Below are 11,626 nucleotides of genomic sequence, written 5' to 3'. Positions count from 1 at the left end.
CCCCTGCAGCCGCAGCTGCGCGGGCAGGCTCGCCCCCTTCGGCAGCAGGCCGAGCAGGCCCCGAAGCTCGTTCTCACGGCGAAGGTGTGCATGCATGGTGTCCACGGCCAAAGTCTACGCAAAGGCACGGCGGGCTTCGAACGACGCCGGAGCTCGGCTTGCGTACTGGTGGCGCGGGGTGGGCGCGGGGCGGGCGCTGGGCGGGCGGGGGCCGGGCGTCGTCGCCTGGCGCTGGATGTGGCGTCCGCTTTCGGGGCGGGCCGGATTCTGGGAAACTGGGTGCATGGTTGAGATGACCGAAGAGCGATTCGAAGAGCTTGTAGCCGACGCCCTGGACGAGATCCCGGACGAGTTCGCGCAACGGCTGGAAAACCTCGTGTTCCTTGTGGCCGACGAGCCGAACGAGGAGCAACTCAAAGAATCCCAGGGGGAGGACCTGCTCGGGCTGTATGAGGGGATCGCGCTCACCGACGGCGACTTCTTCGGCTACGCCGAACCCAACCGCATCTGGATCTTCCGCGGGCCCACCCTGCGCATGTGTGAGACGGAGGACGAGGTGGCCGAGGAGGTCATGGTGACTGTCTTCCATGAGGTGGCACACCACTTCGGCATCGAGGAGGACCTGCTGTGGGAGACCGGCTGGGCGTAGCGCGGGCGCGGGGCCGGCGGGTGCGTGGGGCGCGGCGCAGGCAAGGCCGGCGAAACTGGGCATAAAAAATGCGGACCTCTTTGTCCGCCTCTTTCATCCGGTTGCCCGGCCTAGTGTTTTTGCTTAGCGACCGAAGATTTCAGCCTGGACTGACTGCTCGAGTGCACGCGCTTCGGTGATGTAAGCGTTGGAGCGCTCGTCCTTGTTGCTTGCAAAGATCTTCCATGAAATTGCCATGGTGTTTCTCCCTATTTAATTGTTGAGGTGAAGCCAAAATCTTCGACTTCCCGACCTTTCGGTCACTTCCAAGTATAGCCCCGCGATGCAACGGTGTGAAAAAACTTGCCCGGTCTCACACTGCGCGAAATCCGGCGTTATAGGGTGGAGCCATGATCGTGCTAGCTGCAACGCCTCTTGGCAACGACGACGACACCTCGCCCCGCCTCCGCGCCGAGCTCGAGGGCGCCGACCTCATCGCCGCCGAGGACACCCGCCGCCTCCTGAATCTCGCCGGCCGTCTCGGCATCACCCTGCACGGCAAGGTGGTGCCCTACCACGAGCACAACGAGTCGGAGGTGGCCCCGCAGCTCATCGAGGCGTCGCGAGAGGGCCGGCGAGTGGTGGTGGTGAGCGATGCCGGCATGCCTTCGGTGTCCGACCCGGGCTACCGGCTGGTTTTCCTCGCCGCCGCGGAGGGCGTGCCCGTCACGGTGGTGCCCGGGCCGTCCGCAGTCCTCACGGCCCTCGCTCTGTCCGGGCTCGCCTCTGACCGATTCACCTTCGAGGGTTTCCCGCCGCGCAAGGAGGGGGAGCGGCGCCGCTACTTCGAGTCACTCGCCGCCGAGCCCCGCACGATGATCTTCTTCGAGTCCCCGCGCCGGCTTGTTGCCACCCTCACCGCGATGCGTGACGAGCTCGGCCCGGACCGCCGGGCCGCCGTCTGCCGCGAGCTGACCAAGATCTACGAGGAGGTCAAACGGGCCACGCTCGCCGAGCTCGCCGACTGGGCGGAGGGTGTGCGTGGGGAGATCACGATCGTGGTGGAGGGTGCACCTGCCCACGTCACGGCCGACGCTAGCGCCCACGTCCCCGAAGTCCTGGCGTTGCACGAGGCCGGGCTCCGCCTCAAGGACGCCGCCGCTCACGTTGCCGCCCGCGAGGGCCTATCGAAGAATGAGCTGGCCAAGCTCGCCCTGGCCGCCAAGCAGTAATCCCGTGGGTCCTGCCGGCAAGAGGACCCGCCCTAGCCACTGAGACCAGCCGTTTATGGCTGGAAATCGATGTCTGAGAAGTCGAAATCGTCGTCGTCGGCGTCGCCGGAGAAGTCCACGTCCTCCAGGTCAAGGTCAAAATCGGATAAATCGTAGTCGGAGAGGTCCTCGCCGAGCTGGACCTGGTTGGCCAGCGTGTCGAGCTCCTCGTCCTCCCCGTCGGAAGTCAGCTCGGCGTCGGAGTCCTCGTCGTATTCGTCGCGTACGAAGTCGTCCCGGTCGAGCGCGGCCCCGCGGCGGGGTTCGTCGTCGCGGTAGTCGGCGGCGCCCCACTCGTCGTCTTCGAGGTCATCGGCCAGGCCGTCGCCGTCCAGGTCGTTGTTCTCCAGGTCGTCCCAGTCCTCGCGAGACCAGGCAGACTCGTCGTCGTCCCAGTCGTCCTTGTTCCAGGCTTCCACGCTGTTGCCTTCGCCGTCGTCGTAGCCGGGGATCGGTGTGTCCTCGCCCTCCTCGTAGAAGCCGAAGGCCTCACTCGAGGAGATCTGCTCGATGCCCGCCTCGTCCATTTCCGCGCGGGCCGCCTCGCCCAGCTCCTCGCTGACCGGCACGGTCAGGTCCGAGAACACGCGCACGGGCCACCCGGCGCGTAGCGCGTCGAGCGCGGTTTCTTTCACGCAGTGCGACTCGGCGATGCCGACCACGTCGATCGCCCCGACCTCCGCCTCCCGCAGGATCCGCTCCAGGGTGTCCCCGTCCTTGTTCACGCCCTCGAACCCGGAGTAGGCCGCGGCGTATTCGCCCTTCTTCACCGAATCATCGAAGGGGAGGGAGGCAACGGCGTCGTGAAGCTCGGCTTCGGGCGTGCCGGCAACCCCGTGCGGGGGCCAGGTGTCCACGAAGTCGGGGGTGTCGGAGAAGTGCGTTCCCGGGTCGACGTGCCAGTCCTGGGTGGTGACGATGAGGTCGTATTCGTCGGCGTGGTCGGTGACGAAGTCGGCGATGCGTTCGGCGCAGGCGTTGCCGCCCACCACGCCTAGCGCCCCGCCCTCGCAGAAGGTCGGCTGGACGTCAACGATGATGAGAGCACGATTTTCGGACATTGTTCCTCCTCAGTATGACCCGATTCTACCCGCTTCCCCCCGTGCCCGTCGCCCGGCCCTCACCGTGAACGACGACGCCGTCCGCGCCTGTCACGCCCGCGGCTCGGCGTGCGGCCGCACCGAGGCGACGCACGCGGGTCGCTCGCGCCACATCGGCTCGGGGCCGGTTTCGCTGATCCGCGCGCAAAGGTTACCCTTGAAGCATGTCTAGGATCCTTTCAGCTGTTGCTTGGCCGTATGCAAACGGGCCACGCCACATCGGCCATGTTGCCGGGTTTGGTGTGCCCTCGGATGTATTCTCGCGTTACATGCGAATGCGTGGCCATGACGTGCTGATGGTGTCGGGCACGGACGAGCACGGCACCCCGATTCTGGTGGCTGCCGACAAGGAGGGCGTGACCCCGCAGGAGCTGGCGGACAAGAACAACCGCATCATTGTGGAGGACCTGGTCAAGCTGGGCCTGTCCTACGACCTGTTCACGCGCACCACCACCGGCAATCACGAGCACGTGGTGCAGGACCTGTTCCGTGGCTGCCGAGACAACGGTTACATGCTGGTGGAGACAACGCCGGTGGCGATCGACCCGAAGACGGGCAACACCCTGCCGGACCGCTACATTGAGGGTACGTGCCCAATCTGCGGCGCCGCGGGCGCGCGCGGCGACCAGTGCGACAACTGCGGCAACCAGCTCGACCCGCAGGACCTCATCGACCCGATCTCGAAGGTGTCCGGCCTGGCGCCCGAGTTTAAGGAGACCGAGCACTACTTCCTTGACCTGCCCGCGCTGGCCGACTCGCTACGCACGTGGCTCGACGGCGTGGAGGAGGACGGCAAGTGGCGCCCGAACGTCATTGCGTTCTCCAAGCATTTGCTCGACGACGTCCGCCCGCGCGCGATGTCGCGCGACATTTCGTGGGGCATCCCGGTTCCGGGGTGGGAGGATAAGCCGAACAAGCGGTTGTACGTGTGGTTTGACGCCGTCGTCGGCTACCTGTCCGCGTCGATTGAGTGGGCGAGGCGCCGTGAGGCGGCTGGCACGGGCTCGGCGGAGGACTGGAAGCTGTGGTGGACGGACCCGGAGGCTCTGTCCTATTACTTCATGGGTAAGGACAACATTGTTTTCCACTCGCAGATTTGGCCGGCGGAGCTGCTGGCCTACAACGGCGAGGGTGCGAAGGGCGGGGAGCCGGGCGGCATGGGCCGCCTCAACCTGCCCACCCAGGTGGTGGCCTCGGAGTTCCTCACGATGGAGGGTAAGAAGTTCTCCTCGTCGAAGAATGTGGTGATCTACGTGCGTGACGTGCTCGAGCGCTACCAGCCCGACGCTCTGCGCTACTTCATCTCGATCGCCGGGCCGGAGAATCAGGACGCGGACTTCACGTGGTCGGAGTTCCTGCGCCGGAATAATTCGGAGCTGGTGGCCGGCTGGGGCAACCTGGTCAACCGCACGGCGGCGATGATCGCGAAGAACTTCGGCGAGATCCCGGCCCCGGGCGAACTGGAGGACATCGATCGTGAGCTGCTGGACGCCGTCGGCGCCGGCTTTGACACGGTGGGCGATCTGATCGCGAACCATTCGCAGCGCGCGGCCCTGGCCGAGATCATGCGCCTGGTGGGGGAGGCGAACGCCTACGTGGCGCGCACCGAGCCGTTCAAGCTCAAGGCTCCCGAGCAGCGTGAGCGTCTGGCCACCGTGCTCAACACGCTCATCCAGGCCGTTTCGGACCTCAACACGATGATGTGCGTCTTCCTGCCGCACTCGTCGAACACAATCGACGCCGTGCTCGGCGGGGCTGGCGACATCGCGCCGATGCCGCAGATTGTGGAGGCCACGGACCTCGACACCGGCCACCCGTACCCGATCATCACTGGCGACTACGCGGGTGTTCGCGCATGGGAGCACCGCGCCGTGGTGCCGGGCACCCCGATCGCGAAGCCGAAGCCGGCGTTCGTCAAGCTCGACGAGTCGATCGTGGCTGAGGAGCTTGAGCGCCTGGGGATCGAGTAGTGGGCGATTCGGCGTCGAAGAAGGACCGGCGGCGGGCGTTCCCGGACATCCCGGCCCCGCTCGCGGTCCCGATTGTCGACAACCACACCCACATCTACCCCGACCCCGCGCCCGACCCCGGCCAGGTTACCCCTGTCCAGCGCCTCAATAACGCCGGGGTATGGAAGCCGCCGATCCTGCTGGAGAACCTGCGGGAGGGCATGGCGCGTGCGGGCGTGCGGGCCGCGATCACGTCGGGGTGCGAGTACCCCGCGCTCGAGTGGACGGTCGAGCTCTCCCGCACCTGCCCCGAGATCTGGGCGGCGCTCGCGATCCACCCCAACGAGGCCGCGATGCACGCGGGCGTGCGCGAGGTGGCACCCGACGGGCTCGAACCGCGCGTCGAGGAACACCATGCGATCTCGCTTGAGGACGCGATCGGGCGGGTCGCCGCACTGTGCGCCGACGACGCCGTGGTGGCAGTCGGCGAGACCGGCCTGGACTACTTCCGCACCGGCGAAGAGGGCAAGACCGCACAGAAGCGCTCGTTCAGGGAGCACATCGCGCTCGCGAAGGAGCTGGGCAAGCCGCTCCAGATCCACGATCGCGACGCGCATGCCGACGTTGTCGACATCTTGAAGCGCGACGGCGCGCCCGAGCGCACGGTGTTCCATTGTTTTTCCGGCGATGCCGACCTCGCGGCCGTGTGCCGCGAGTACGGTTGGTATGCCTCGTTTGCCGGGCCGGTGACGTACCCTGCTAACGCGTACTTGCGCGAGGCCTTCGAGGCGCTGCCGGACGAGCTGGTGCTCGTGGAAACGGACGCTCCCTACTTGACGCCGGCGCCGTACCGCGGGCAGCCGAACGCGGCGTGGGCAGTGGCTTACACCGCCGCCCACCTGGCTGAACTTCGGCTCATGCCGCTGACGGACTTTTGCGCGAAGCTGGATGCGACGACGCGCGAGGTTTACGGGATCTGACACCCAGCCTTCGCCCGCACAGGACTGGTGGTCGAGTAAGATCTCGCACTTTCTGCTTGCGGTTGATAACAATTTGATTACAATCGATTTCGTTGATGTAACTTTCGCTGGGCGCACACCCGTGCGCGTGGACTGGAGACGTTTTGACAGATCACTCGACCAATCGTGGCGTGGCCTTTGATGCCTCACTTCTGGCTACTCCTCCGAAGCCGGGTTCGCGCCGCGCCCGCCGCATGGCCGAACGTGTAGCCGGCCAGGCCGCCCAGCATGGTTCCGCTTTCGCCCAGACACCTGACACGGCGGAGATCCCGGCCGTCACCCGAGTGGTGACCTCCGGCGCGATGCCGTACGCCGAGCACATGAACTTCCACCTGGTCACCTCCCGTGCGGCTCACGCCCCCGCGCGTAAGCCGCGCCGTTACACGAAGGCGATGCACGTGGCCGGTGCTGCCTCCCTGGCCGTTTTCGCGGCCGGGGGCACGGTTGGTTTCCCGGCGCTGACCGCCCCGCAGGTGGAGCAGGCCGTGGCGGCCGTCGTTGACGCTCCGGAGGAGGCCCCGAGTGCGACGGCCGGCACCGTCTCCTTCGATGTCACCGTGGATGGGCAGACCACCCGCGTCGTCGCCTCCGAGGGCGACACGTACGCCGCGGCGCTGGCGAACGCCGACATCTCGATCGCGGCGCGCGACGAGGTCTCCGTCTCCCTGTCCGACACCGTGACCACCGCCCCGATCACGATCGCCCGCGTCACGAACACCACGGTTTCTGAGGAGTACACCATCGCGTTCGAGACCGAGCGCGTGGAGACCGCCGAGCTTCCCAAGGGCGAGGAAGAGGTTGCCACGGCTGGCGTGGAGGGCAAGGGCACGCGCACATACCAGGTCACCTCGCGCGACGGCGCGGAGAGCGCCCGCATGCTCCTCGTCGAGACCGTCACCGCTGAGCCCGTCAACGAAGTCATCAAGGTCGGCACCCGCGAAGAGATCCAGCCGGAGCAGGCCGCGACGTCGGCCGCCGCCTCCGCGCCCGCGTCCGCCCCGGTCCCGGCCGGCTCCTCACGCGAGATCGCTCAGGGCATGCTCGCCTCCTACGGTTGGGGCATGGACCAGTGGGCGTGCCTTGACGCGCTGTGGCAGCGCGAGTCGGGCTGGAACTCCCAGGCAGCGAACCCGTCCTCGGGCGCGTACGGCATCCCGCAGGCGCTGCCCGGTTCGAAGATGGCCTCCGCCGGCGCCGACTGGCAGACCAACCCCGCCACCCAGATCTCCTGGGGCCTGGGCTACATCGCCGGCCGCTACGGCAGCCCGTGCGGGGCGTGGGGCCACTCCCAGGCGCGCGGCTGGTACTAAATGCTGCTCGGGCCCGTTCAGATTCACGAGCTCGTTGACCGCCTCGGCATCCGGCCAACCAAGACCCTCGGGCAGAACTTCGTTCACGACGCCGGCACCGTGCGTCGCATCGTTCGCGACGCCGGCGTGGCGGCTGGCGACCAAGTGCTCGAGGTCGGCCCCGGGCTCGGCTCGCTGACATTGGCAATCCTCGAGGCGGGCGCCTACCTGTCCGCCGTGGAGATCGACCCGCCGCTGGCCGCCGTGCTCCCCGAGACGGTCGCGTCCTTCATGTCCGACGCCGCCGGCCGCTTCGCCGTGCTCCGCGAGGACGCGCTCAAGGTTCGTCGCGGGGATCTGGCTGTGCCGCCCGAATACGCCGAGGCCCACCCGGGCGCTTTCGAGCCCACGCACCTGGTGGCCAACCTGCCTTACAACGTGGCCGTGCCCGTCATCCTCACCCTGCTTGAGGAGCTGCCCTCGCTGCGGTCCGTGACTGTCATGGTCCAGCTCGAGGTGGCCGATCGCCTGGCCGCCGCTCCGGGCTCGCGCGTCTACGGCGTGCCCTCGGCAAAGGCTAGCTGGTATGGGGACGTGCGGCGCGGGGCGAAGATCTCCCGCAACGTCTTCTGGCCGGTCCCGAACGTCGACTCTGCCCTCGTCCACCTCGAACGCCCCGCCGTGCCGCGCTTCCCCGAGGAACTCCGGGCCGGAGCGTTCGCCGTCGTCGACGCCGCCTTCGCCCAGCGCCGCAAGACCCTGCGCTCGGCCCTCGGCACGTGGGCTGGTAGCCCGGCGCAGGCCGAGTCGATCTTGCGCATCGCCGGCGTGGATCCCGCGTTGCGCGGGGAGCGCCTCGCGATCGAGGACTTCGTCAAGATCGCTCGCGCCGCCCGCTAGGCCCGCCGCCGGCGAGAACCGCTAGAATACGACACGTGCAACGAGTCTTAGTTTCCGCCCCCGCAAAAGTGAACCTGGCCCTGCGCGTCGGCGGCCCGCGTCCCGACGGCTTTCACCCCCTCGACACGGTCTTCGAAGCGATCGACATCTTCGACGACGTCGAGGTACGGCCCGCGCCCGAGCTCACCGTGTCCATCTCTGGGCTGGGGGAGGACCTACCGACCGATGAGTCGAACCTGGCTATCCGCGCCGGCCGTGCTCTGCAGTCCCGCGCGCGCGAGGTGGGCTTGGACTGCCCGGCCGGCGCCAACATCCGCATCACCAAGCGCATCCCCGTGGCCGGGGGGATGGCCGGGGGTTCCGCCGACGCCGCCGCCACCCTCGTGGCCCTCAACGAGCTGTGGGGGCTCGGGCTGAGCGCCGAGGAGCTGCGGGCGATTGGCGGGGAACTGGGCTCGGACGTGCCGTTCGCGCTCATGGGTGGCCTGGCCCACGGCGTCGGGCGCGGGGAAGAACTTGCGCCGCTGCGGGCCGGGGCGATGCATGCGTGGGTGCTGCTCACGCGCGAGCACGGCCTGTCCACGCCCGCCGTTTTCCGCCAGTTCGACGCGATGTACCCAGGTGCGGGCGAGCCCGCCGACACCGCCGAATTGCGTGCCGCTCTCGCCGGCCCCGCGATCGACACCGTGGCCGCCCTCCTCGCCAACGACCTCCAGGCCCCCGCCTGCGCGCTTCGCCCCGAGATCGGCGCGGAGATTGAGCTTATCGAAGCCGCCGGCCGCGCTGTCGTCCTCTCCGGGTCCGGACCCACGATCGCCGTGCTTACCTCGCCCGAGCAGGCCGAGGAGCTCGCTGCGCAGATGCGCGCCGACTTCCCCTACGACGTCCACATCGCCTACGGCCCCACCGCCGGCGCACACGTCAGGATGGCCGAGTAGTGGCGCACATCCTGGGCATGGAGGAGGTCGGAGTCTCGCTCGGGTCCCGGCCGATCGTCGGCGGCCTCAACCTCTCCCTCGAAGACGGCAACCGCATCGGCATCGTGGGCCCGAATGGTGGCGGCAAGACTACCGTGCTGCGCCTCCTCACCCGTGCCCTCGAGCCCGACACCGGCCGCGTCACCGTCCGCGGCGGCACCCGCTTCGCCGTGCTTTCTCAGCGTGACGGCCTCGCCCCCGACCTCACTGTCCGCGATGCCATTCACGGGGATGCCGCGACCTTCGAGTGGGCCTCGGACGCGCGCGTTCGCGAGCTCCATGCGGGCCTCATTCCGGAGGTCGACCTCGACCGGCCACTCGGCCAACTCTCCGGCGGGCAGCGCCGGCGCGTGGCCCTGGCGGCGACGCTGGTGCGGGATGCCGACGTCGTCGTGCTCGACGAGCCCACCAACCACCTGGACATCGAGGGCGTGACCTACCTGGCCGCCTACCTGAACGAGCGTTTCGCGCGCGGGGAGGGTGCGCTAGTCGTCGTCACGCATGACCGCTGGTTCCTTGACGCCGTCTGCACGCGGCTGTGGGAGGTGGTGCCGGGCAACGACGGCGCCGGTGGGCGCGCGCCCGTGCCCGGACACGTGGAAACCTATGAGGGCGGGTATGGCGCCTACATCCTCCAGCGTGCCGAGCGGCAGCGTCTTGCGGCCCAGGCGGCCGAAAAGCGGGCGAACCTGCTGCGCAAGGAGCTGGCTTGGCTGCGCCGGGGCGCGCCCGCTCGCACGTCCAAGCCCAAGTTCCGCATCGAGGCGGCCAACGAGCTCATCGCGAACGAGCCGCCGCCGCGTGACACCGTGGAGCTGACCAAGATGGCCACCACGCGCCTGGGCAAGAAGGTGGTGGACCTTGAGGACGTGACCTTCGCCTGGCCCGGGCGGGTTGAGCCCGTCTTGCGGGACGTCACGCTGCGGCTCGCGCCCGGCGAGCGCGTGGGGATCCTCGGACGCAACGGCGCCGGAAAGTCCTCTCTGCTCGGACTGATCGCGGGCGCGCTCGAGCCGACCGAGGGCGCGGTCAAGCGCGGCAAGACGGTGGAGCTGGCGGTGCTCAGCCAGGACACGAAAGAGCTCGACGAGGTCGCTCACCGCCGGGTGGTCGAGTCCGTGGCGGACGTGGCCACCCACATGATGGTGGGCGGCAAGGAGGTCTCCGCCTCGCAGCTGGTGGAGCGGCTCGGCTTCACCCGCGAGCGTGCGTGGACTCCCGTGGCCGACCTGTCGGGTGGTGAACGACGCCGCCTGCAGTTCCTCCGCCTGCTCATGCGCGAGCCCAACGTGCTCCTGCTCGACGAACCCACCAACGACCTGGACACCGACACCCTTGCCGCAATTGAGGACCTGCTCGACACGTGGCCAGGCACCCTGGTGGTTGTCTCGCACGACCGCTATCTGCTCGAACGCACCACCGACCACCAGGTCGCCGTGATGGGTGGGCAGGTGCGCGACCTGCCCGGTGGCGTGGATCAGTACCTCCAGCTCTCCGAGGCGGCCGAGGCGGGCGCGGCTAGTGGCTTGGGCGCGGGTGGGGCGACGGCGTCGTCGGACATGGCACCGGCGGGCGCAGCTCCGCTAAAGAACGCGGCCAAGGAGCGCGAGGCGCGCAAGGACATGGAGCGCGCCGAGCGGAAGATGGGGCGCGTGCGGGACAAGATCGAGAAGCTGGGTGTGGCGCAGGGCGAGGTCGCGGCGACCGTGGGGGAGACGGGCGACTACGAGCGCCTGGCCGCCCTCGGCAAGGAAATCGTGGCGCTGAAGGACGAGCTCGAGGGCCTGGAGTTGGAGTGGCTCGAGGCGGGGGAGCGCGCCGAATACTACGGGTGACTTCACGTTTATCTCGATGTGAAGTAAACTCTCGGCATGGACAAGCACGATGAGGTGGACCGCGTTGTAGCGGCCTGGCGCGCCCAACGCCCCGACTTTGATGTCGAGCCCCTGGAGGTTTTTTCCCGGCTCTTGCGGGTGAACCGGCACTTTACGAAGGTGCGCAAAGCGGTCTACGCGCGCCACGGGCTCGAGACCTGGGAGTTTGAGATGCTCGCCGCCCTGCGCCGCGACCCCGCCCACGTACTCACGGCCGGTCAGCTCATGAAAGACACGTTCGTCTCCTCCGGCACGATCACCAACCGGATCGACCGCATGCAAGCCCGCGGGCTGGTCAAGCGCAAGTCAGCTCCCGACGACGGGCGCGTGGTCAAGGTGGCCGCCACGAAGAAGGGACTCACGGCTGTCGACGAGGCGATGGCCGACCTGCTTGAGATCGAGCACGATATCCTGGCCCAGTTCGCCGACGAACAAAACGAGCGGGCAGCCGGCTACCTGCGCGACATGCTGCTCACCCTCGTAGACCTGAAGATCAAGCCCGCGGAGCCGGCCGGCAAGTAGGCGCGGCCCCGCGCGGCCTGCCGCCGGGCCACGGCGTGCATCTGCTGCACTAAACCGCAAGATGCTGCACTAAATTACCGTAAATTAGTGCAGCATC

Annotated in this window: 9 protein-coding genes and 1 pseudogene; 9 read left to right on the top strand and 1 reads right to left on the bottom strand. The window is 68.2% G+C overall.

What is annotated here, in order from left to right:
• Nucleotides 1-94 precede the first annotated feature (94 nt).
• Together HMPREF3167_RS04415 and rsmI are read left to right on the top strand one after the other, a co-directional pair.
• Nucleotides 95-649, top strand: coding sequence for a metallopeptidase family protein (locus HMPREF3167_RS04415; RefSeq protein ID WP_306452656.1), 555 nt, complete (start codon nucleotides 95-97; stop codon nucleotides 647-649).
• 389 nt (nucleotides 650-1,038) lie between these two features.
• Entirely contained in the window at nucleotides 1,039-1,860 is an 822-nt protein-coding gene (rsmI, locus tag HMPREF3167_RS04410; protein ID WP_070445696.1) for a 16S rRNA (cytidine(1402)-2'-O)-methyltransferase, read from the top strand.
• Nucleotides 1,861-2,381: 521 nt separating this feature from the next.
• On the opposite strand, the pseudogene HMPREF3167_RS10180 reads toward rsmI, so the two are convergent.
• Nucleotides 2,382-2,960, bottom strand: a pseudogene (locus HMPREF3167_RS10180) (isochorismatase family protein); the annotation flags it as partial.
• A gap of 203 nt (nucleotides 2,961-3,163) precedes the next feature.
• Between HMPREF3167_RS10180 and metG the strand changes: the two are divergent.
• The 7 genes from metG (at nucleotide 3,164) to HMPREF3167_RS04370 (ending at nucleotide 11,529) form a co-directional block, all read left to right on the top strand.
• Nucleotides 3,164-4,969 (top strand): methionine--tRNA ligase, encoded by a 1,806-nt coding sequence (metG, locus tag HMPREF3167_RS04400; protein ID WP_070445695.1) that lies wholly within the window; start codon nucleotides 3,164-3,166, stop codon nucleotides 4,967-4,969.
• On the top strand, nucleotides 4,969-5,928 hold the full coding sequence (locus HMPREF3167_RS04395) for a TatD family hydrolase (RefSeq protein WP_068538754.1): 960 nt from the start codon (nucleotides 4,969-4,971) through the stop codon (nucleotides 5,926-5,928). The genes metG and HMPREF3167_RS04395 overlap by 1 nt, the downstream gene beginning before the upstream one ends.
• A gap of 170 nt (nucleotides 5,929-6,098) precedes the next feature.
• Complete coding sequence (locus HMPREF3167_RS10050) at nucleotides 6,099-7,277, top strand: aggregation-promoting factor C-terminal-like domain-containing protein (RefSeq protein ID WP_143602025.1); 1,179 nt, start codon at nucleotides 6,099-6,101, stop codon at nucleotides 7,275-7,277.
• Nucleotides 7,278-8,156 carry a 16S rRNA (adenine(1518)-N(6)/adenine(1519)-N(6))-dimethyltransferase RsmA gene (gene rsmA, locus HMPREF3167_RS04385; RefSeq protein ID WP_062613995.1) on the top strand — a complete coding sequence of 293 codons (879 nt, stop codon included), beginning with the start codon at nucleotides 7,278-7,280 and terminating at the stop codon, nucleotides 8,154-8,156. It abuts the gene before it with no gap.
• Between the two features lie 35 nt (nucleotides 8,157-8,191).
• On the top strand, nucleotides 8,192-9,094 hold the full coding sequence (locus HMPREF3167_RS04380; RefSeq protein ID WP_070445694.1) for a 4-(cytidine 5'-diphospho)-2-C-methyl-D-erythritol kinase: 903 nt from the start codon (nucleotides 8,192-8,194) through the stop codon (nucleotides 9,092-9,094).
• Nucleotides 9,094-10,968 carry an ABC-F family ATP-binding cassette domain-containing protein gene (locus HMPREF3167_RS04375; protein ID WP_210382962.1) on the top strand — a complete coding sequence of 625 codons (1,875 nt, stop codon included), beginning with the start codon at nucleotides 9,094-9,096 and terminating at the stop codon, nucleotides 10,966-10,968. Before HMPREF3167_RS04380 ends, HMPREF3167_RS04375 begins: the two co-directional genes overlap by 1 nt.
• A 36-nt stretch (nucleotides 10,969-11,004) precedes the next feature.
• A complete protein-coding gene (locus HMPREF3167_RS04370) occupies nucleotides 11,005-11,529 on the top strand; it encodes a MarR family winged helix-turn-helix transcriptional regulator (protein ID WP_070445693.1) in 525 nt (174 codons plus the stop codon).
• Nucleotides 11,530-11,626 lie beyond the last annotated feature (97 nt).

It is taken from the genome of Trueperella sp. HMSC08B05 (assembly GCF_001808405.1).
Lineage (GTDB): Bacteria > Actinomycetota > Actinomycetes > Actinomycetales > Actinomycetaceae > Trueperella > Trueperella bernardiae.
The sequence above is the reverse complement of the archived record's forward strand: the minus strand, read 5'-3'. Positions and strand labels throughout refer to the sequence as shown.

Excerpts from the sequence above, each read along its gene's own strand:
- HMPREF3167_RS04415 (WP_306452656.1), top strand. The coding sequence starts at position 95 with ATGGTGTCCACGGCCAAAGTCTACGCAAAGGCACGGCGGGCTTCGAAC.
- rsmI (WP_070445696.1), top strand. The coding sequence starts at position 1,039 with ATGATCGTGCTAGCTGCAACGCCTCTTGGCAACGACGACGACACCTCG.
- metG (WP_070445695.1), top strand. The coding sequence starts at position 3,164 with ATGTCTAGGATCCTTTCAGCTGTTGCTTGGCCGTATGCAAACGGGCCA.
- rsmA (WP_062613995.1), top strand. The coding sequence starts at position 7,278 with ATGCTGCTCGGGCCCGTTCAGATTCACGAGCTCGTTGACCGCCTCGGC.
- HMPREF3167_RS04370 (WP_070445693.1), top strand. The coding sequence starts at position 11,005 with ATGGACAAGCACGATGAGGTGGACCGCGTTGTAGCGGCCTGGCGCGCC.